The sequence below is a fragment of the Nonomuraea roseoviolacea subsp. carminata genome (genome assembly GCF_024172185.1).
GTDB lineage: Bacteria > Actinomycetota > Actinomycetes > Streptosporangiales > Streptosporangiaceae > Nonomuraea > Nonomuraea roseoviolacea.
Genome location: NZ_JAMZEC010000001.1, coordinates 3,898,960 through 3,918,774 on the forward strand (window position 1 = coordinate 3,898,960; position 19,815 = coordinate 3,918,774).

Sequence of the window (19,815 nt, forward strand, 5' to 3'; positions counted from 1 at the left end):
TACGACGGATGGCGGATGAACCCGCGGATGCCGGCCATGAGGATGGTCGCGTGAATCCCGAACTCGAACCGTTCGTCCCGTTGATCCCACGGCTCGACCTGGCCGACCCCGTCGCCGCGCGCAAGCACTATGCCGAGGCGGCCGCCGCGCGACCCGCGCCGGACACCACGGGCCTGGAGATCGAGGACCGCCTGGTGCCCGCCGACCCGGACGTGCCCGTGCGGATCTACCGCCCGCACGGGGCCCAGGGCGCCGTGGTGTGGATGCACGGCGGCGGGTTCGTCATGGGCGACCTCGACACCGAGCACCTCTGGGCCGCCCGGATCGCGGAGGGCTCCGGCGCGGTGGTGATCTCGGTGGGCTACCGGCTGGCCCCCGAGCACCCGTTCCCGGCCGCCCTGGACGACGTGTACGCCGTGCTGACCTGGACGTTCGAGCACGCCGCCGAGCTCGGTGTCGACCCGGAGCGGATCGCGGTCGGCGGTCACAGCGCCGGCGCGGGGCTGGCGGCCCAGGCGACGCTGCGCGCCCGCGACCGGCAGGGGCCGCCGATCCGCTTCCAGCTCCTCAACGAGCCCGAGCTGGACGACCGGCAGGAGACGTGGTCGGCGCGGAACTTCACCGGCACGCCCTGGGTCGGCCGCGAGGCGGTCGCCGCGTCATGGCGGTACTACCTGGGCTCGACCCCCGCCACGCCCGCCGCCGCGCCGGCCAGGGCCGCTGACCTGTCCGGCCTGCCGCCCGCCTACATCGCCACCGCGGAGTTCGACCCGAACCGCGACGACGACATCCTCTACGCGCTGCGCCTGCTGCAGGCCGGGGTCTCGGTCGAGCTGCACCAGTGGCCCGGCACCTTCCACGGGTCGCAGGCGATCCTGTCCGCCGAGATCTCCCAACGTCAGACGGCCGCGCTCGCCGCGGCCCTGCGCCGCGCCCTGACCGAATAGGAACGCCATGACAACCCCCGTCTGGATCGCCGGCGTCGGGATGACGCCGTTCGGCAGGCATCCCGGAAAGAGCGTCAGCGACCTCACCCGCTGGGCGGTCACCGACGCGTTACGGGACTGCGGCGCCAACCCCGCCGCCCTGGGCGCCGCGTTCTTCGGCACCGCCACCCAGGGCGCGCTGGAGGGCCAGCACATGATCGCGGGCCAGATCGCGCTGCGCGCGATGGGCGTCCAGGGCATCCCGGTCGTGAACGTCGAGAACGCCTGCGCCACCGGCGCCTCCGCGTTCACGCTGGCCGTGAACCAGGTCCGGGCCGGAGCCGCCGAGATCGCGCTGGCCGTGGGGGTCGAACGCATGAACGTCGGCGACCCCGAGCGGACCATGGCCGTGTTCGACAGCGCCTACGACGTGTCCGATCCCGCCGCGCTCACCCGCGCCCTGAAGGACCTCGGCGGCGAGATCGACGAACCCGATCTCGGGCATCGCTCGATCTTCATGGACATCTACGCCGCGCTCGCGCGCAACCACATGCGCCTGTACGGCACCACCCAGGAGCAGCTCGCGGCGGTCGCGGCCAAGAACCACGACCACGCGACGGTGAACCCGCGGGCCCATTATCGCAAGCCGATGACGGTCGACGAGGTGCTGGCGGCGCGGAGGCTGTCGTACCCGCTCACCGTGCCCATGTGCGCGCCGGTCACCGACGGGGCCGCAGCGGTCGTCGTGTGCGGCGAGGCCGGGCTGCGGCGGCTGGGCGCGCCGGCCCGCGTCGAGGTCCTGGCCGCCGTGATGGGCACCGGGACCGACCGCGACCCGCGTGACTTCGAGGGACACCAGAGCCGCGTCGTGTCCGCGCGCGCCTACGAACAGGCCGGGGTCGGCCCGGACGACGTGGACGTGGCGGAGGTCCACGACGCCACGGCCTTCGGCGAGATCCTACAGACCGAGCTGCTGGGCCTCGTCCCGCCCGGCGAGGGCGGTCCCGCGGCCCTGCGGGGCGAGACCAGCCTGGGCGGCCGCGTGCCGGTGAACCCCTCCGGCGGCCTGGAGTCCAAGGGCCACCCCATCGGGGCGAGCGGGCTCGGCCAGATCTTCGAGCTCACCGAGCAGCTGCGCGGGACCGCCGGTCTCCGCCAGGTGGACGGGGCCCGGATCGCCGTCGCCGAGAACGGCGGGGGATTCCATCGCGGCGAGGAGGCCGTCACCTCCGTGATCATCCTGAGGAGGGCCTGACGTGGCCGTCATCGACTTCTTCGACCGCGGCCGGGCGATCAACCCGACCGGCGTCGCCTACCGGACCGACGACGAGACATGGACCTTCGACGAGGCCGGCGCGCTGTCGTGCCGGATCGCGCACGCGCTGCTCGGCGCGGGAGCGCGCCGCGAGTCGAAGATCGCGGTCCTGTCGCCGAACACACCGCCGGCGTGGATCTGCGTGCTCGGGGCCTGGCGAGCCGGCGCGGCGTGGGTCCCGCTCAACCCCGCCAACCCGGTACACGAGAACGTCCGGCTGCTGCGGCGCTTCGACGTGGAGGTGCTCTTCTACCACCCCGACCTCGCCGACCAGGTCGCGGAGATGAAGTCGGCGGCGTCGGGGGTCGGCCGCTACGTGGCGCTGGAGGCGGGCGCCGACGACGTGGCCCTGCGGGACTGGACCGCCGGCCATCCGGACACCCCACCGCCCGTCCGCTTCGCCATGGACGACGTGGTCGCCGTCGCGCCGACCGGCGGGACGACCGGCGAGCCGAAGGGCGTGATGAACACCCATCGCAGCCTCTCGGTGATGGTGGCCCACCAGATGATGGCGCTCGCCTACCCCGCGGGCGCCCCCGTCGTCAACCTCGCCGCCGCACCGATGACCCACACGGCCGGGCTGTTCAGCCTGCAGACCACCGCACGCGGCGGCACGGTCGTCATCGTCCCGCGCGCGACGCCGGAGAGCGTCCTCGACGCCGTCGAACGGCACGGGGTCACGGAGCTGTTCCTGCCGCCGACCGTGGTCTACCGCCTCCTCGACACGCTGGAGCGCCGGAGCGTGGACACCACGTCCCTGCGCTACCTGGCGTACGGCGCGGCGCCGATGTCGACCGAGAAGCTGCGCGCCGGCATCGACCGGCTCGGGCCGATCTTCCTGGGCGGCTACGGGCAGATGGAGGCGCCCGCGGCGATCTCGTTCCTGCGGCCCGACGAGCACCTGATCGACGGCGAGGTGGCGCCCGACGAGCGGCTCAGCTCGTGCGGACGCCCCTACCCGCTGGTCACGGTGGCGATCCTCGACGAGGACGGCGCGGAGCTGGCGCCGGGCCGGACGGGCGAGATCTGCGTCCGGGGCGACCTGGTGATGAAGGGCTACTACAAGGACCCCGAGCGCACCGCCGAGACCGTCGTGGACGGGTGGCTGCACACCGGCGACCTCGGGCATCGCGACCCGGAAGGCTACCTCCACATCACCGACCGGAAGAAGGACCTCATCATCTCGGGCGGCTTCAACGTCTACCCCAGCGAGGTCGAGCAGGTCATCTGGAGCCATCCCGCGGTCCAGGACTGCGCCGTGGTCGGCGCCCCCCACCGCGACTGGGGCGAGATCGTGACGGCCGTGGTCGAGCTCAGGGCCGGCCAGGACGTCGCCGAGGCCGAGCTGATCGCCCTGTGCCGCGAGCGGCTCGGCCCGGTCCGGGCGCCGAAGCGGGTGGTCTTCGTCGACCGGCTCCCGCGCAGCGGCAACGGCAAGGTCCTCAAGCGGGAGGTCCGGGAACCGTTCTGGGCCGATCACGACACGAAGATCTGAGGAGAACCATGAAAGAGCTGACCGGCAAGGTCGCCCTCGTCGTCGGCGCGGGCTGCACGGGCGAGGGCATGGGCAACGGCCGCGCGACGGCGCTGACGTTCGCCCGCGCGGGAGCCACCGTGATCTGCGCCGACGTCGACCACGCGTCGGCGCGCGAGACCGTCCGCCTGATCGGGGCCGAGGACGGCGCCGCCTACGCGGCGGAGCTCGACGTCACCAAGGAGGCGCAGGTCCGCGCCCTGGTCGAGACCGTCATCGAGGAGCACGGGCGCATCGACGTGCTCGACAACAACGTCGGCATCGGGACCGTCGGCGGCGTCACCGACCTGGACGAGGCCGACTGGGACCGGGTCCTCGCGGTCAACGTCAAGGGGGCGTACCTGACGATGAAGCACGTCATCCCCCGCATGGTCGAGCAGGGGGGCGGCTCCATCGTCAACATCTCCTCCATCGCCGGGATCCGCTGGAACGGCGTGCCGTACGCGAACTACTACGCCAGCAAGGCCGCGCTCAACCACCTGACCCGGATGACCGCGAGGGAGTTCGCCGCGCGGCAGGTCAGGGTCAACGCGGTGCTCCCCGGCCTGATGAAGACCCCGATGGTGGCCCTGGCCAGCGGCCTCGCCGACGCGTACGACAGCCCCGACACCGAGGCCATGTGGGCCAAGCGGGACGCGCAGGTGCCGATGGGCCACATGGGCACGCCGTGGGACGTGGCGGAGGCGGCCCTGTTCCTCGCCGGCGACCGGTCGAAGTACATCACCGGGATCGAGCTCATCGTGGACGGGGGGATCTCTCTCGGCGCCGCGTGAACAGCCCGGAAATCCACCCACTCAGCAAGAGAAGGAAACCCATGTCCGACCAGACGCACACCGCCACCGCCGAGCACTCCCGGCTGACCGCCTTCGGCGACCACCTGATCGCCCTGCACGACGAGCTCCGGCGCGACATCGCCGCCCTGCGCGAGGAGGCGTCACGCCTGCCCGCCGACGGCGAGAGCCCCGACCCGCTCGTCCTGCCCGCCCGCCTCCACAGCCACTGCCTGTCCTTCTGCGAGGCCCTGGACGCCCACCACACCACCGAGGACCGGACGATCTTCCCCTTCCTGGCCGGCGAACACCCCGAGCTGGCCGAGGTGCTGGAGCGGCTGGCCGCCGACCACCGCGTCATGGCGACCCTCCTGTCCGGACTCCGCGAGGTCGCCGCGACGCCCTCCGCCCCCGGCTTCCGCGCGGAGCTGGAGCGCCTGTCCGTCGAGCTCCTCACCCACCTCGACCGCGAGGAGCACTACCTCGTCCCGGTCCTCAACTCCGTGACGCACTTCCCCGAGCACTGACGCGTCACCCGCTCCAGGGCGTCAGAGCCGCACGAAGGCGATCGCCGCGCCGCGGGCCTCGCCGGCCCCGACGAAGAACCCGTCCGGCAGCTCACGGACGGTGAACCCGTTGCCCTCCACCAGGTCACGGGCCGCGCGGAGGTCGCCGACGGCCACGGCCTGCCCCGCGAGGTAGGGGAGCGCGGGCACCGGCTCGCCGGGCAGCACCTCGTCGAAGGCGGACATCGCGACGATCTCCATCCGGCCCACCTGGAGGGCGAGCACGTGCCGGGGCCCCTCGGTCGTCGGCGGGACGCCCAGGGTGCGGGCGTAGCGGGCGACGGTGGCCTCCAGGTCGGCGTCGTCCACGACGAGCAGCACGCTGTGCAGGTGGGTGGCGCCGTTGGCGTGCTTCAGGTAGCGGGGCTGGTGGATCAGCTCGGGCGTCAGGTGGCGGGCGATGTGGACCAGCCCCTCGGGGGTCCGCGCGCGGTCGAGGTGGATCGCCTCGAACCGCGCCGTCGCCACCCCCTCAGGGGTCTCCACGTCGCGCTGCAACGGCAGCACCCCGGACGACGACAGCCCCGCCGCGCGCAACCGCCTCTCGACGGTCACGGCGTCCTCGCAGCCGAACGAGCAGCCGTGCAGGCCCTCGTACTGGGCGATCAGCGGGCGGATGTTCCACGGGTCGACCGAGCCGTCCCCGAACAGGCCGAGCAGTTCCAGGTACGTCGCGCCGAACAGCGCGCACCGGTTGCCGGCGCCCATCGGCCTGCGCTCGCCGCCGGGGCGGTCGGAGCCGAGGTGCATGGACAGCGGTGTGAGCGTGAAGCCGAGCGCCTCGTAGGTCGCGGCGGTGGTGTCCATGTCGGTGGTGTAGAGGACGGAGTGGTCGATTCTGTCGATGTCGCAGGCGTTCATGCGGCAAAGGCTGCTGTCGCGGCGCGGTTCACTCCAGTCAGGGACGTCCGGATGACGGATTTCGACAGGTGATAGCGGGATTTAAGGGGAAATCTTCCATTCGATGGGTGGCGGACGAACTCGTCGGTGGCGACCCGGAAGGATGGTCGTCATGAAGCCCTTGATCGCCGACCTGGTGACACTTGCCCGTGTGCCCTCCGCGGTGCCGCTCGGCGCCGACACGTTGATCGAGCCGGACCACCCGACGCTCCGGCACTACGTCCAGGAGTGCCTGCGGCCGATGTTCCTGGGCCTCGGGGCCTTCGACATCATCGACCTGCCCCGCAACCAGTTCGCGGTACGGCTCGGCGACGGCGACGGGCCCTGCCTCGCGCTCATGGCGTACACGCCGACGCAGCACCACAACCTGATGGCCGAGCCGTGGTCGGGACGCATCCGGACGCCCGTCGAGCTCGGCGTCGACGAGCCCTGCGTGTTCGGCCAGGGGATCACCCAGAACAAGGCCCACCAGGCGTGCCTCCTGGACCTCGCCCGGTGGGTCGTCACCGAGCGCGTGCCGCTGCACGGCACCCTGCTGCTCTGCGTCAACAACGAGGGACGCAGCACCCATGACTGCTCGAACGCCATCCTCGACGGCCTCCCGCGTACGCCGGACCTGCTCGTCCAGCTCTTCCCCACCGGCTTCGACGTGACCGTCGGCAACCGCGGGCGCGTCGACGTGCTGGTCGAGATCGAGGGGACGGCGGCCCACTCCTCGTCCCCGCCGGCCGCCGGGCGGGTCATCGACGCGGCCGCCGACGTCGTACGGCGGCTCGCCGAGCTCGACGCGGTCGTGGGCACGCGCTCGCACCCGGAGCTCGGGCGCGAGCAGGTCGTCCCGTACCAGGTGCGCTACGAGCCGCTCGCGCCGCACACCCTCCCGGGCACGGCCCGGATCACGGTGGACCGGCGGCTGCTGCCCGGCAGCGACCCCGGTGCGGCCGTCGCCGAGATCCGCGCGGCCGTCGAGGGAGCGGGCAGCGGCTGCGAGATCCGGGTCCGGCAGGGGGTCACGATGCTCCCGGCGTACCTGCCACCCGAGCGTCGTGGCGTCCTCGACCCCCTGACCGCGTCGATCCGGGAGCACGTGGGCGAACCCCGTCACACGATCTACGGCGGCAGCTTCGACGCGGGCGGCCCGTCGTCGCGGGGGATCCCGACGGTGATGTTCGGGGTGCCGGAGGAGGGGGACATGCTCGGCGACGACTTCGTCCGCCTGTCCGCGGTACGCCGGGAGGCCGACGTCCTGCGCGACACCGTCACCCGCTTCTTCCAGAAGCAGGACCGGTAGGGAGGGGCAGGCCCCTCGTCACCTGGTCGAGCGCGTCCTGGAGCAGCTCGCCGTACGACGCCGGAGGACCGAGGCGCAACCACAGCTCGGTCGAGGCGGAGATGGCGACGCCGACCGTCCCCGCCACCAGCCGCGGATAGAGGTCGCGCTCCAGGTCGGCGTCGGGCAGGGGCCCTCCGATTCGGTGACGAGCGGCGCCCCGATGAGCGCGGCGTTGCCGATCGCCTTCCAGAGGGGCTCGCCCGGCGGGCGGGCGCGCACCCATGCGGCAGAGCATAGCCAAAACTTTCTTAACCAGAAATCTTTCTCGTTCAGAAAGTTTTGGCTATGCTGGTGGCGTGACCACCGAACGCACCCCGGCAGACGGCCGGCGCCCCGGACTCCGTGAGCAGAAGAAGCGCGCGACCCGCGAGGCGCTGACCCTCGCCGCCCTGCGGCTGGCGCTGGAGCGGGGGCTGGACAACGTCCGGGTCGAGGACATCGCCGCCGAGGTGCAGGTCACGACGCGGACGTTCAACAACTACTTCTCCACCAAGTACGAGGCCCTGGTCGCCCGCCACGTCGACCGCGTACGGCAGTCGGCCGAGGCGCTGCGGGCCCGCCCGGCCGGTGAGCCGCTGTGGGAGGCCGTCACCCAGGCGGTGCTCTCGCCGCTGGTCGAGGCCGACCGGGCGCACGAGAGCCCGGACCCGGAGGTGCTCGGCGGCATCCGGTTGATCGCCACCGAGCCCGCGCTCCAGGCCGAGGCGCTCAAGGCCGCCCTGACGGCCGACGGCGAGCTCGCCGCGGCGGTCGCCGAACGCACCGGCACCGATCCCGGCCGCGACATGTATCCGCGCCTGGTCGCGGGCTCGGTCGCCACCGCCGTCCACGTCGCCACCGACCAGTGGCTGCGCGCGGATCCGCCCGTCCCCCTGGTCCTGCTGCTGCGGGAGGCGCTGCGGCAGGTCGCCGCGGGGCTCCCGGCCCCGCCGGCCGGCCCGTCGCACTAGCGAGCCACCCGACCACCACCACCTGTCCCGAGCGGCCTCGCCGAGGCCGCTCCATCCCGGCATGCCCTCGATCGGCCGGCCGGACGCGGAGGGGAGATCCCTGATGACGATCCCGGAACGGACCCGCCCGGCGAACGACCTCACCTGGTTGATGATCGCGGTGGTCCTGGGCGCGATCATGATGCAGCTCGACGCGACCATGACCAACATCGCCTACGGCACGCTGCTGCGGGAGTTCCCCTCCTCGCTGCTGACGATGCAGTGGGTCGGCACCGGTTACCTGCTGGCGATGACGGTCGTCATGACGTTGTCGGGCTGGGCGCTGGAGCGCTACGGCGGCCGGGCGACGTGGACGGTCTGCATCGCCCTGTTCCTGGCCGGCTCGGTGCTGTGCGGGGTGGCCTGGTCGGCGCAGAGCCTGATCGTGTTCCGCGTGGTCCAGGGCCTGGGCGGCGGCATGATCCTGCCCCTGGGCATGGCGGTGCTCGCCCAGGCGGCCGGGCCGAGCCGCCTGGGGCCGGTGATGAGCGTCATGGGTGTCCCGGCGGCGCTGGCGCCGGTGCTCGGCCCGGTGCTCGGCGGCGTCATCGTCAGCGATCTGGGCTGGCGCTGGATCTTCTTCGTCAACGTCCCGGTCTGCCTGGCCGCGATCGCGGTGGCCTGGCGGGTCATGCCCCCGGCCGCGGGCCGGGCGCGGCCGGGGGACGTCCCCTCGGGCACGGCCCCGCGGCTGGACGTCCTCGGGCTCGCGCTGCTGGCACCCGCGTGCGCCGTCATCGTCTACGGCCTGAGCGAGGCGGGCCGCTACGCCACCTTCGCCGACCCCCACGCCTCCTTCCCGCTGGCCGCCGGCGTCCTCCTGCTCGCCGCCTTCGTGGTCCACGCGCTGCGTACCCGCTTCGAGCCGATCCTCGACCTGCGGCTGCTGCGGATCCGCGGCTTCGCCACCTCCTCCATGGTGCTGTTCATGGGCAGCGGGGCGCTGTTCGGAGCGGCGGGGCTCCTGCCGCTGTACCTCCAGCAGGGCCGCGGCCACAGCGTGCTGGAGACCGGCCTGCTGCTCATCCCGCAGGGGGTCGGCATGGGGATCTCGCTGTTCCTGGCGGGCCGGTTCACCGAACGCGTCGGCCTGCGGCTACTGGTGCTGGCCGGGCTCACGTTCACCGGCCTGGGAAGCCTCGGCCTCACCCAGCTCGACCAGCACACCAGCGAGACGCTGCTCGGCGCGCTGCTGCTGATCAGCGGAGCCGGCGTGGGAGCCGTCATGGCGCCGGCCATGGCCGCCGCCATCCACGACGTCGAGCCCGCTGCGATCCCGCGCGCCAGCGCCGCCAACCGGGTCATCATGCAGCTCGGCGCCTCGCTCGGCAGCGCGGTGACCCTCATCGTCCTGCAGGGCCGGTTCGACCTCCTGCCCGACCCGCACCGGCCGACCCCGGCGGGACTGGCCGACGCCTACGCCACCACGTTCGGGTGGATCCTCGCGTTCGCCGTCACAGCTCTCCTCATCGCACTCGCCATGCCGGGCCGCCGGCCCGGCCGGCACCACACCCGGAAACCGGCATCCGCCGACAAGAACAAGAAGGAGACGACCCCATGACCACGACCCGAAGCGTCCACACCGAAGGCGCCGACATCGTCTACGACCACGAGGGCACCGGCCCGCTGCTGCTGATGATCTCCGGTGGCGGCGGCGCCTCCGAGCACTACGCGCGGATCTCCGGCTTCCTCGCCGAGCACTACACGGTCGTCCGTTACGACCGCCGCGGCAACTCCCGCAGCACCGGCGACACCACCGTCGACCTGGACATGGCGCAGCAGGCCCGCGACGCGGTCGCCGTGATCCGGGCGATGGGCGGCGACGAGGCCTACGTGTTCGGCAACAGCGGCGGCGCCAACATCGCGCTGCAGCTCGCCGCCGATCACCCCGGGATCATCCGGGCGATGGTCGCGCACGAGGCGCCCACCTCGCCGCTGCTGCCCGACGCCGACGCCTGGCTCGCCTTCGCCGACCGCGTGTACGGCACGTTCACCGCCGAAGGCGCGGAGGCGGCCTGCAAGGTCTTCGCCACCGAACTCGTCGGCTTCGACACCGCCAACCCTCAGCAGGCCCGTGTGGCCGAGGGGGAGATGACGAGTAACGCCGAGTTCTGGCTCGCTCGCGAGTACCTCCCGCTCGCCACGTTCGACCCCGACCTCGACACCATCCGCGCCAACAAGGTGGCGATGGCCACCGCCGCCGGGCGGGAGAGCGCGGGCGCCTACTACGCCCGCACCGCCCGCATCCAGGCCGAGCGCCTCGGCTGCCCGTACGTCGAGTTCCCCGGCAACCACCTGGGCTTCATCTTCGAGGCCGCGAGCTTCGCCGCCGCGCTCCGCCGCGCCCTGGACGATCTCACGCCCGCAACGGCGTCCTGACCCCGGCCGGCGACGCGCGCGCTCAGTCGCGGGAACCGCGGCGCCGTACGACGGCGTCGCTGATCCGCCGGGCCGCTTCGAGCTCGGGCGCCACCCAGCGCAGGGCGGCGTCCTCCGCGCTCGACGGCTCGGCGATCGCCTGCGGCAAGGGACTCTCGTCCCGTCCGGAGCGCCACGTCGCCGGGTCCGGCCGTTCCGGCAGCTCCTGGAACCGGTTGGTCCGCGTCTCGTCACTCACGTAGGACAGGACGATCCGGCCCTTCCCGGAGTTCCTCCTACGGCTCAGAAGGGGGTGTTCTGGTCGTGGACGAGCAGCCACCGCCCGTCGGTCCGGGTGAAGTACAGCGTCAGGTAGAAGGTCTTCCGGTACGGCTCGCCCTTCGGGTCCACGTCGTCGTACACCACCGACAGCAGGGCGAACGCGGCTTCGCCCGCCGTCTCCACCCGTACGGGTTCGGCCCGCATCGACCAGTCGGTGTCGGCGAACCAGTCGGCGTGGAACTCGCCGATCGCCTCCCTGCCGCGCAGGAGCGTGCCGTTCGGCAGGATCAGCGAGGCGTCCTGGTGGACGGTGGCGAGATAGCCGTCCAGGTCACGCGCCTGGATGGCCGCCAAGTGCGCGTCGAGCGCCGGTGCGAAGTCCATGATCGTTCACCATCCCAGAAGTCGGCGGGCTCGTTCAACCGCCGGGCAGCAGGTCGTGGGTGGTGGCGATGGCGGTCAGGGCCTCGCGGAGCGCGCCGCGCTGATCCGGGGAGAGCCCGCCCAGCAGGTCGGCGTCCACCTGGGCGGCCGCCTTCGCGGCCGAGCGGCTCAGCTCGCGCCCCTCGTCGGTGAGCTCGACGAGCTGCCGGCGCCGGTCGGCCGTGTCGCGCACCCGCCGTACCGCGCCCACGCCCTCCAGCTCGTCGAGCATGTCGACGACCACGCTGGGGGTGACGCCGATGGTTCTGGCCAGCGCCAGCTGGCCGAGCGGGGCGGCCTCCAGCAACTGCAGTACCGCGCAGTGCCGGGGGCGCAGGCCGAGCGGCGCGAGCCGGTCGGCGAACCGCTCGGCGGTCGCCTGGCCGAGTTTGCTGAGCAGGAAGGCCAGGCTGTCGGTCACTTGCGACGTCATGACCGCAATGCTAGCTTGCCCGTATGATTAGGGTACCGAATGATATGGCTCCCGGACGATCGGTGCGCGTGTTCGCGACCGCCGTGGCCGTGCTGACCGTCCTCTCGTCGGGCTACTTCACCGTCTCGGGCCTGCTCGCGCCGGGGATCCTCGTCCCCGGCGGCGACGCGGCGGCGCCACGCGCGTTCGCCGCCTACATGGCCGCGCGGAGCATCGTGCTGCTCGGCGGGCTGGCCCTGTTCGCGGCGCTGCGGGCGTGGCGGCCGCTGGCGTTGGTGCTCGCGCTGAACGCGGGCGTGCAGCTCGTGGACACCGTGATCGGGGCGACCCGGCACGAACTGGCCCAGACCCTCGGCCCCGCCTGCTTCGCCCTCCTGCTCGGCGTGGCCGCGTGGTCGCTGCTGCGCGCCCCGCTGCCGCGCCACGCCGCCTGACCGGCCTCCGATCACCGGGTACGGCAGGCGCTGCCGTACCCGGTGATGGTCCTTCACGCGAGCGGCGCCGCCTTCGCCGGCGGCCGTTTGCCGAACGCGCCGACGTGCGCGTGGAAGACGCCCATGACCAGCACCCCGATCGCCCCCGAGACGGCGGCGGGCCACGGCCGGGCGGCCACGTCGGCTCCCGCGAGCAGGAGGGCGGCGATCACGTACATCCCCCAACCGGCCACGAGGTTGATCAGCGGCGTGTAGCCGAAGGGCGTCGGGAAGGGCTCCTTGGTGATGCCCTTGACGAAGTGGGGCGTCGCGTTCGCCGCGAAGACGCCGGCGAAGAAGGTGAGCAGTGCCGTCGTCCACATGTCAGCGGTCCCACTTCTGGCCGTAGCTGTCGTTGCACGTCCACTGGATCAACTCGGCTCCGTTGGCCGTGGTGCTGGCGGGGACGGCCACGCACTTGCCGCTTCCCCAGTTGACGAACTGCTCGTCGAAGCGCCTCCAGAGCTGGCTGTCGTGACCGTTGCAGGTCCACTGGATGATCGCGGCCCCGTCGCTGCCGCTGCCGTTGGCGACGGCCAGGCACAGTCCGCTGTGCCTGTTGACGATCTCCATCGCGCCCGGGCGCACCCGGTCCTCCCGGAGCTGCCAGAACTGGCCCGGGCTGCTGCTGAGGCACTGCCACTGGATCGCCCGCGCGCCGTTGGCGGTGCTCGAGTTCCCGATCGCCAGGCACTTGCCGGTGCCCCAGTTGACGAGCTGCCCGACCATGGCGGCCTGGGCCGGTGCCGCGGCGGCGGTCATGACGACTCCGGCGGCGACCGTGGCGACGAGCTTGGTGATGAGCTTCATGCCGATGTCCGTCCTCTTCTGTACTGATGGCTGACGTTCTGACAATATAGACATATAACGTCAGAAGGGAATGACGGTGGGTCGCCATCTGCTACGGTCGCCCTATGATTAGGAGCCCATATAATTCGGCGACCATCGGCCGCCGCGCCCTTCTGGTCGGAGCCGCCGGGCTCGCGATCGGCGCCGGGCGGTCGTCATCCGGCTACGTGAGCGGCTCGGCGATCCAGCGGCTTCTCGACGCGGCCAGGGACGGCAAGGGGCCGCGTGACTCCGCCGGCCGGCACATCGCCAAGGTCCCGAAGGGGACCTACCTGCTCACCGAGCCGCTGATCGTCCACCGCGACACGCATCTGGACGCCACCGACGCCAGGATCGTGGCGCGCTTCCCCGCGGTGGGCGTCAAACGCACCATGGTGCTCAACGCGGTCGCCGCCGGCACCGGCGGGTACGCGGGAGCGGGCAACATCGCCATCACCGGCGGAAGCTGGGACCCGGTGTGGGACTTCGTCCAGCGCGGCAAGGCCGACGAGGCGCCCGCGACGAACGTCATCACGATCATCCACTCCAGCGACGTGCTCATCCAGCGCGCGACCATCTGGAACGTCAAGTGGTGGCACGGCATCGAGCTCAACGCGGTCCGCCGCGGCACGGTGAGCGGATGCGTGCTCAAGGGCTGGATCGCCGACCCCGGGCAGGGGCTGTGGCACGGCGAAGCCGTTCAGCTCGACCTGCCCACGGGGGACAACACCTGGGCGGGCGCCAGTGACATGACCCCGTGCCGTGACATCCTGATCACCGGCAACACCTGCGACGCCTCCGGCTCCCAGGGCGGATGGGGCCAGTTCACCGGCTCGCACACCACCGATCCCGCACATCCGCATGTGGGCGTGCGCATCGAGCACAACACCGTGCGCGCCACCCGCTGGGACGGCATCGCCACCGTCAACGCCCTGGACGTCCGCATCAAGGGGAACGTGCTGGACGGCTGCGAGGGGGGCGTCTACGTCAAGTCGGTGGCCGGACGCCCGCTCAAGGCCGTCGAGATCACCGGCAACCGGGTGACCGGCGGTGGCTCCAGGGACTGGCTGGCCGTCCGCGCCGACGCCACGGGCCCGATCACCGACGTGGTGGTGACCGGCAACGCCGTACCGTGCCAGAAGGTGCGCTACTACGGCACCGTCACGCCACGGCCGGGCACCACGCTGAGCTGCCCGCCCGCCTAGCCCGATTACCCTGCCGGCCGGCTGCCGGTGAGGCCCCGCACTGCGAGCTCCACGAGCTGACGCAGGCGCAGCCGCAGGACGGCGGGGTCGGCCTTCTGCCGCGCGATCCCCGCCACCGCGTCCACCAGGACCGCCGCGACGTCGCCCGCCGGAAGATCGACGCCGAGCAGGTCGAGCTCTCCGGCGGCGTCCTCCAGCGCCGCTTCGACCACGGACAGATACTCGGCCTCGAACGCGACCATCACGTCCTCCACGAGGACCTCGGCCTCCGCGAACAGTTCCGCCCGGTACTCCGCCTCCACCGTGCCGACGAAGGACTCCACCTTGATCGCCAGCACGTCGTAGAGCCGATCCGTGATCGGCCGCCCGGAGCGTCGCGCCCTCTCGGCGGCCGCGACGATGTCGCCGGCGAACCGCTGCGCCACCGCCCTGAAGACGTCTTCCTTGCTGCTGAAGTGCAGGTAGACGGCCGGGCGGGACATGCGGGCCGCTCGCGCGATGAGGTCCATCGAGGTGCGGCGGAAGCCGTAGCGGCCGAACACCTCGAGCGCGGCGCTCACGACCTGGTCACGCTTCGCGTCGGCGGCGTCTGTCATTCTGACATCATAAACATGACCCGTCAGCGCGCCGGGCGCTCGGTATATTCTGAATACAGAAATCATGTTCTGTATGCAAGAGGGCGGAAGAGTGGACCAGACGACCACGACGGCTCCCCTGCGGCGCGACATCGCCGAGCAGGTCACCGCTCGCGTCCTGGACGGCCGGCTGCCGGCCGAGGCGCGGATCAACGAGGTCCGCCTCGCGGCCGAGCTGAAGGTCAGCCGCACCCCGCTGAGAGAGGCGCTGGTCGAGCTCACCGACCGCGGCCTGCTGGTCGCCGAGCCGAGGCGAGGCTTCCGCGTGCCGCCCCTGAACCTCGACGAGGCCCGCAAGCTGTATCCGCTCGTCGGTGAGCTGGAGGCCCTTGCCCTGCGCTGGAGCGCTCCCCAGGACCTGCTCGGGCTCACCGACCCGCTGGAGCGGCAGATCGACGACATGCGGGCCGCCCTGGACGACGGGCGCGGCCTGGCCGAGCTGGACGACCGGTGGCACGCGCTGCTGCTGTCCGCCTGCGGCAACGCCCACCTGATGCGGATCATCGACCAGACCAAGCCGCTGCTCAAGCGGTACGACGTGCTCTACTTCGGCGGCCCCGACCGGGCCCGGCGCAGCATCGACGAACACCGCGACATCCTGGCCGCCATCCGCGACGGAGACCTCAACCAGGCAGCGCGCCGGCTCGTCCAGAACTGGGTCAACGGAGCCGCCTACCTCGGCCAGGCCCCCCGGCGATCCGGCCGGTAGCGCGCACGACGAAAGAGCGGACCATGAACGAACCGGCTCCGGCCCCCGGCCCGGGCACCGACCTGACCGGACACGTCGCCATCGTCACCGGCGGTTCCTCGGGCCTGGGGCACGCCATCGCCCTCGCCCTGGCCCAGGCCGGCTCGGCCGTCACACTCGTCGGCCGACGGCGGGAGGCCGGCGAACGGGCCGCGGCGCGGATCACGTCACTCACCGGACGACCGGCCACGGCGCTGACCTGCGACGTCAGCGACGAGGACGGCGTCCAACGGGTCGTGGGCGAGGTCGCCGACCGGTCCGGCCGGCTGGACATCCTGGTGACCAGCGCGGGGATCCAGGCCAGAGGCGAGATCGGCCGGCTGGGCGCGGCCGAGTTCCGGCGCTGCCTGGAGGTCAACGTCGTCGGGACGTTCCTGGCCTGCCAGGCGGCCGTCCCGGTCATGCGGGCCGCCGGATACGGCCGCATCGTCACCCTCGCCAGCGCGCTCGGCCTGGTGGGCGCCGCCGGACGGGCGGGATACGCCGCCAGCAAGGGCGCCGTCGTCCAGCTCACCCGCAGCCTGGCCGTCGAACTGGCCGGCACCGGCATCTGCGTCAACGCCCTCGCGCCGGGGCCGTTCCACACTCCGCTGAACGAGGGCGCCGACGACGACCCCCGCGTGCGCGACTTCCTCGACCACCAGGTGCCCGCGCGCCGCTGGGCGCAGCCCACCGAGCTGGCCGCGGCCGCGCTCCTGCTGGCGAGCCCCGCCGCCTCCTACATCACCGGCGCGATCCTGCCCGTCGACGGCGGCTGGACGGCCCACTGACAGGTCGCGTCCATGTGCGCGATCCCGGGTCCGGAGAGGGCGGGCGAGCACACGGCGGCGTTCCCTGTCGCCGTGTCAGCGGTGGCGTCAGCACGGCGACGGTCGGATGTCAGGGCGGTCGGCGATCGTCAGAGCCGTCGCTCGGACACCCGGCTTCACGCCACTGACATACAGGAGCACGCCATCATGTCCATCACCCTCACCGACCAGGACAAGCTCACCCTGCGCGTCGCCGCGTGGGGAGCCGTCTCCCTGATGTCCGCCGCCGGCGCCGCCGGCTCGGCCCACCGGGCCGGCACCGAGGGCTCCATCGCCCTGACCTCCGCGACCGGCCTCGTCGGGCACGTGCTCAGCAAGGCGCCCAAGGGCGTGAAGTACGGCAAGACCGTGGCCGAACTGGCCGACCAGGTGCTGCCGGCCTTGACCGCGTCGATGAGCCTGCTCGGCGAGCAGGACCCGGCGGAGGCCGACAACTTCCGCCGCACCGTCCTCGTCGCCGTCGAGGCGGCCGGCCGGGGCCAGAAGGGCGAGCCCAGCCCCACCATGGCCGAGATGGCCCGCAAGATCGGCGCGGCCCTCGACGCCGCTTCGGCCACACCTGCCGAGGGCAGCGGGACCCTCGCCGGGCAGGATCGGCCGGAGCTGCGCAAGGTCCTCCAGGAGTTCGTCGACGCCGGTTTCGCCGGGATCCAGCTGCGCCTGCGCGACGAGCGGGGCGAGTGGGTCGGCAGCGCCGGCGTGCGCGAGCTGGGCCAGGACGCCGCGCCGCCGACCAACGGGTCGTTCAGGATCGGCAGCGCCACCAAGACCTTCGTCGCGACCCTGGTGTTGCAGCTCGTGGCCGAGGGCAAGGTCGGGCTGGACGACCCGGCGGCCGACCACCTGCCCGAGTTCGGGCTGGACCGGCGGATCACGGTGCGGATGCTGCTGCAGCACACCAGCGGGGTGTTCAACTTCACCGGCGAGTACTACGAGGACGGGACGATCGCGCCGGGCATCCCCTGGGCGGGCCAGGAGTGGGTGGACAACCGGTTCAAGACCTACGCGCCGGAGGAGCTGGTGCGGTTCGCGCTGGCCAAGCCGGCACGGTTCGAGCCGGGCACGGACTGGAGCTACGCCAACACCAACTACGTGCTGGCCAGGCTGCTGATCGAGAAGGTCACCGGCCGCTCGTTCGCCGAGGAGCTGCAGCGGCTGATCCTGGGTCCGCTCGGGATGTCGGACACCATGGCGCCGGGCACCTCGACCGAGATCCCCGAGCCGCACGCCCACAGCTACTACCGCTACGAGGAGGACGGCCAGGACAGGACGGTCGACGTCACCCGCCAGAACCCCTCCTGGATCTCCGCCGGCGGTGACCTGATCTCGACCACCCAGGACCTGGCCACGTTCTTCTCCGCGCTGAACGGTGGCAAGCTCCTGCCGGCCCCGCTGCTGGCCGAGATGCGCGACCCGCACCCGAAGATCGGCTACGGCCTGGGCGTGTTCGCGCAGGACCTGGGCCAGGACAGCGGCACCGTCTACCACCACAACGGCGGCATCGCGGGCTACGGGACGCTGATGTACAGCACGCCCGACGGCGGCACGACCCTGACCGCCTCGGTGAACTATGTGGACGACGCCGCGATGTCCTTGGCGGGGGAGTTCCAGACGGTCCTGGTGAAGCTCATCGACCAGGTGTTCGCCGGCGAGCAGGCCGGGCGATGACGCGCTCCGAGGTCCTGCGGCGAGTGGCGGTCACGGCGCTGACGGCCGCGCTGCTGGCCGGAGCCGCCGCACCCGGCATGGCGGCCGCGGACACCGGCCGGGCCGCCGCCGGGCAGAATCGCCCTGAGCTGCAGAAGGCCACCCAGGCGTTCGTCGACGCCGGATTCCTCGGGATGCAGGTGCGCGTGCACGATCAGGAAGGCGAGTGGGTCGGCAGCGCCGGGGCGCGCAAGCTGGGCCAGGCCGCCAAGCCGCCGACGAACGGGTCGTTCTGGACGGGCAGCGTCATCAAGACCTTCACCGCGACCCTGATGCTGCAACTGGTCGCCGAGGGCAGGATCGGCCTGGACGACCCGGTGGCCGGCCACCTGCCCGAGCTCGGCCTGGACAAGCGGATCACCGTGCGGATGCTGCTGCAGCACACCAGCGGGTTGTTCAACTACGCGGGCGGCGAGCTCTACGACGACGGGACGTACGTGCCAGGGCTCCCCGCCACCGGCGACGAGTGGCTGGCGAACCGGTTCAAGAGCTACCAGCCCGAGGACCTGGTGCGGTTCGCGCTGTCCAAGAAGCCGCGCTTCGAGCCGGGCGCCGATCAGAACTACTCCAACACCAACTACACCGTGGCCCTGCTGCTGATCGAGAAGGTCACCGGCCACTCGTACGCCGAGGAGCTGAAGCGGCGGATCGTGCGGCCGCTCGGGCTGCGGGGCACCATGGTGCCGGGCGACCGGACCGAGCTGCCCGGCCCGCACGCCCACGGCTATTACCGCTACCAGGAGGCCGGCCGGCCGAAGGTCGTCGACATCTCCCGCCAGAACCTCTCCCTGCTGGCCGGCGCGGGTGACCTGATCTCGACCACCCAGGACCTGGCCACGTTCACCTCCGCTCTGAACAGCGGCAAGCTCCTGCCGGCCGCGCTGCTGACCGAGATGCGCACGCCGTACCCGGGAGGGAAGCTCGGCTACGGCCTCGGGCTGTTCGTGCAGGACCTGGGCCCGGGGTGCGGCGTCGTCTACCAGCACAACGGCAGCCCGCCGCACGGCTACGGGACGCTGATGTACAGCTCGCCCGACGGCGGCAAGACCCTGACCGCCTCGGTGACCTGGGTGGACGAGGTCACGAGGGGCCCGGCGAAGGACTTCCAGAAGCTGGTGGACACGCTCGTCAAGGACGTGTTCTGCGGTGGGCGGGCCGGGACGACCGAGGACACCGAGCCGGCCCGGTAGGGCGGAGCCCGCCGGACCCCGGATCAGGTGGCGGCGTAGTCGGACAGTGCGGGTTCCAGCAGGTCGAAGGCTTGGGCGGCGTCGGCGGCGATGGTGTCGGCGATCCGGTCGTTGGGGAGCCCGGCGATCGTGAGGGCCTGGATGCGCTGGAACAGCAGGCGGTGGACGGTGCCCAGCAGTCCGGCGGCGGTCTGGACGGTGATGTCGTCGGGCTGGGCGCCGGTGGCCTCGGCGAGCGCCCTCGCCAGGTGGTGTTCGCGCTGGTCGTGCAGGCCGCGCAGGCAGACGGTCAGGGTGGGGCTGTCGGCGATCATGCGGGCGAACTCCTGACCGGAGAACCCGGCGACCGGGTCCTGGGCGGCGACGGCTTCGGTGAACGCGCGGCGCAGCG

General features: G+C 72.2%; 24 protein-coding genes. 15 read left to right on the forward strand and 9 right to left on the reverse strand.

Annotated features, from left to right (window positions below; translation table 11 throughout):
* Positions 1-50 precede the first annotated feature (50 nt).
* From HD595_RS18260 to HD595_RS18280, 5 genes are read left to right on the forward strand one after another with little or no spacing between them, the layout of a single operon-like run.
* A complete protein-coding gene (locus HD595_RS18260) occupies positions 51-947 on the forward strand; it encodes an alpha/beta hydrolase (protein WP_253770576.1) in 897 nt (298 codons plus the stop codon).
* Positions 948-954: 7 nt separating this feature from the next.
* Positions 955-2,181, forward strand: a complete 1,227-nt coding sequence (locus HD595_RS18265; protein ID WP_253770578.1) for a thiolase family protein — start codon at positions 955-957, stop codon at positions 2,179-2,181.
* A gap of 1 nt (position 2,182) precedes the next feature.
* Positions 2,183-3,736 (forward strand): class I adenylate-forming enzyme family protein, encoded by a 1,554-nt coding sequence (locus HD595_RS18270; RefSeq protein ID WP_253770580.1) that lies wholly within the window; start codon positions 2,183-2,185, stop codon positions 3,734-3,736.
* Between the two features lie 8 nt (positions 3,737-3,744).
* A complete protein-coding gene (locus HD595_RS18275) occupies positions 3,745-4,548 on the forward strand; it encodes an SDR family NAD(P)-dependent oxidoreductase (RefSeq protein ID WP_253770582.1) in 804 nt (267 codons plus the stop codon).
* Between the two features lie 41 nt (positions 4,549-4,589).
* Positions 4,590-5,072 carry a hemerythrin domain-containing protein gene (locus tag HD595_RS18280; RefSeq protein ID WP_253770584.1) on the forward strand — a complete coding sequence of 161 codons (483 nt, stop codon included), beginning with the start codon at positions 4,590-4,592 and terminating at the stop codon, positions 5,070-5,072.
* A gap of 21 nt (positions 5,073-5,093) precedes the next feature.
* Here HD595_RS18280 and HD595_RS18285 read toward each other — a convergent pair whose 3' ends face one another.
* Positions 5,094-5,972: a VOC family protein gene (locus tag HD595_RS18285; RefSeq protein ID WP_253770586.1), complete on the reverse strand. Its 879-nt coding sequence runs from the start codon at positions 5,970-5,972 to the stop codon at positions 5,094-5,096.
* Between the two features lie 151 nt (positions 5,973-6,123).
* On the opposite strand from HD595_RS18285, the gene HD595_RS18290 reads away from it, so the two are divergent.
* Positions 6,124-7,302 (forward strand): M20 family metallopeptidase, encoded by a 1,179-nt coding sequence (locus tag HD595_RS18290; RefSeq protein WP_253770588.1) that lies wholly within the window; start codon positions 6,124-6,126, stop codon positions 7,300-7,302.
* Here the strand turns inward: HD595_RS18290 and HD595_RS18295 are convergent.
* Complete coding sequence (locus HD595_RS18295; RefSeq protein WP_253770590.1) at positions 7,271-7,567, reverse strand: acyl-CoA-like ligand-binding transcription factor; 297 nt, start codon at positions 7,565-7,567, stop codon at positions 7,271-7,273. The two genes, HD595_RS18290 and HD595_RS18295, sit on opposite strands and share 32 nt — an antisense overlap.
* A 73-nt stretch (positions 7,568-7,640) precedes the next feature.
* Between HD595_RS18295 and HD595_RS18300 the strand changes: the two genes are divergently transcribed.
* The 3 genes from HD595_RS18300 to HD595_RS18310 all read left to right on the forward strand — a co-directional run bounded on the left by HD595_RS18300 (position 7,641) and on the right by HD595_RS18310 (position 10,712).
* Positions 7,641-8,294, forward strand: a complete 654-nt coding sequence (locus HD595_RS18300; RefSeq protein WP_253770592.1) for an acyl-CoA-like ligand-binding transcription factor — start codon at positions 7,641-7,643, stop codon at positions 8,292-8,294.
* Between the two features lie 103 nt (positions 8,295-8,397).
* Entirely contained in the window at positions 8,398-9,894 is a 1,497-nt protein-coding gene (locus HD595_RS18305) for an MDR family MFS transporter (RefSeq protein ID WP_253770594.1), read from the forward strand.
* The gene (locus tag HD595_RS18310) at positions 9,891-10,712 is read left to right on the forward strand and encodes an alpha/beta fold hydrolase (RefSeq protein ID WP_253770596.1); all 822 of its coding nucleotides are present in this window, start codon (positions 9,891-9,893) and stop codon (positions 10,710-10,712) included. Before HD595_RS18305 ends, HD595_RS18310 begins: the two co-directional genes overlap by 4 nt.
* A 22-nt stretch (positions 10,713-10,734) precedes the next feature.
* Here the strand turns inward: HD595_RS18310 and HD595_RS18315 are convergent, their stop codons facing one another.
* The 3 genes from HD595_RS18315 to HD595_RS18325 are packed head-to-tail and all read right to left on the reverse strand — an operon-like array spanning position 10,735 to position 11,829.
* On the reverse strand, positions 10,735-10,950 hold the full coding sequence (locus HD595_RS18315) for a hypothetical protein (protein ID WP_253770598.1): 216 nt from the start codon (positions 10,948-10,950) through the stop codon (positions 10,735-10,737).
* 44 nt (positions 10,951-10,994) lie between these two features.
* Positions 10,995-11,357 (reverse strand): YybH family protein, encoded by a 363-nt coding sequence (locus tag HD595_RS18320; protein WP_253770600.1) that lies wholly within the window; start codon positions 11,355-11,357, stop codon positions 10,995-10,997.
* Positions 11,358-11,391: 34 nt separating this feature from the next.
* Complete coding sequence (locus HD595_RS18325) at positions 11,392-11,829, reverse strand: MarR family winged helix-turn-helix transcriptional regulator (protein WP_253770602.1); 438 nt, start codon at positions 11,827-11,829, stop codon at positions 11,392-11,394.
* A gap of 44 nt (positions 11,830-11,873) precedes the next feature.
* Here HD595_RS18325 and HD595_RS18330 point away from each other — a divergent pair, with 44 nt between their 5' ends.
* Positions 11,874-12,263, forward strand: coding sequence for a hypothetical protein (locus tag HD595_RS18330; RefSeq protein WP_253770603.1), 390 nt, complete (start codon positions 11,874-11,876; stop codon positions 12,261-12,263).
* Positions 12,264-12,316: 53 nt separating this feature from the next.
* Here the strand turns inward: HD595_RS18330 and HD595_RS18335 are convergent, their stop codons facing one another.
* Positions 12,317-12,625: a hypothetical protein gene (locus tag HD595_RS18335; RefSeq protein ID WP_253770604.1), complete on the reverse strand. Its 309-nt coding sequence runs from the start codon at positions 12,623-12,625 to the stop codon at positions 12,317-12,319.
* Between the two features lies 1 nt (position 12,626).
* Entirely contained in the window at positions 12,627-13,112 is a 486-nt protein-coding gene (locus HD595_RS18340; RefSeq protein ID WP_253770605.1) for an RICIN domain-containing protein, read from the reverse strand.
* Between the two features lie 104 nt (positions 13,113-13,216).
* On the opposite strand from HD595_RS18340, the gene HD595_RS18345 reads away from it, so the two are divergent.
* Positions 13,217-14,335 carry a right-handed parallel beta-helix repeat-containing protein gene (locus HD595_RS18345; RefSeq protein WP_253770606.1) on the forward strand — a complete coding sequence of 373 codons (1,119 nt, stop codon included), beginning with the start codon at positions 13,217-13,219 and terminating at the stop codon, positions 14,333-14,335.
* A gap of 5 nt (positions 14,336-14,340) precedes the next feature.
* Here the strand turns inward: HD595_RS18345 and HD595_RS18350 are convergent, their stop codons facing one another.
* Complete coding sequence (locus HD595_RS18350; protein WP_253770607.1) at positions 14,341-14,931, reverse strand: TetR/AcrR family transcriptional regulator; 591 nt, start codon at positions 14,929-14,931, stop codon at positions 14,341-14,343.
* A gap of 91 nt (positions 14,932-15,022) precedes the next feature.
* On the opposite strand from HD595_RS18350, the gene HD595_RS18355 reads away from it, so the two are divergent.
* From HD595_RS18355 to HD595_RS18370, 4 genes are all read left to right on the forward strand, one after another.
* Positions 15,023-15,679 carry a GntR family transcriptional regulator gene (locus HD595_RS18355; RefSeq protein WP_253770608.1) on the forward strand — a complete coding sequence of 219 codons (657 nt, stop codon included), beginning with the start codon at positions 15,023-15,025 and terminating at the stop codon, positions 15,677-15,679.
* Positions 15,680-15,702: 23 nt separating this feature from the next.
* Positions 15,703-16,488, forward strand: a complete 786-nt coding sequence (locus HD595_RS18360) for an SDR family NAD(P)-dependent oxidoreductase (RefSeq protein ID WP_253770609.1) — start codon at positions 15,703-15,705, stop codon at positions 16,486-16,488.
* 186 nt (positions 16,489-16,674) lie between these two features.
* The gene (locus HD595_RS18365; RefSeq protein ID WP_253770611.1) at positions 16,675-18,195 is read left to right on the forward strand and encodes a serine hydrolase domain-containing protein; all 1,521 of its coding nucleotides are present in this window, start codon (positions 16,675-16,677) and stop codon (positions 18,193-18,195) included.
* Positions 18,192-19,424, forward strand: a complete 1,233-nt coding sequence (locus tag HD595_RS18370) for a serine hydrolase domain-containing protein (RefSeq protein WP_253770613.1) — start codon at positions 18,192-18,194, stop codon at positions 19,422-19,424. Before HD595_RS18365 ends, HD595_RS18370 begins: the two co-directional genes overlap by 4 nt.
* Positions 19,425-19,447: 23 nt before the next feature.
* Here the strand turns inward: HD595_RS18370 and HD595_RS18375 are convergent, their stop codons facing one another.
* Entirely contained in the window at positions 19,448-19,738 is a 291-nt protein-coding gene (locus tag HD595_RS18375; protein ID WP_253770615.1) for a hypothetical protein, read from the reverse strand.
* Positions 19,739-19,815 lie beyond the last annotated feature (77 nt).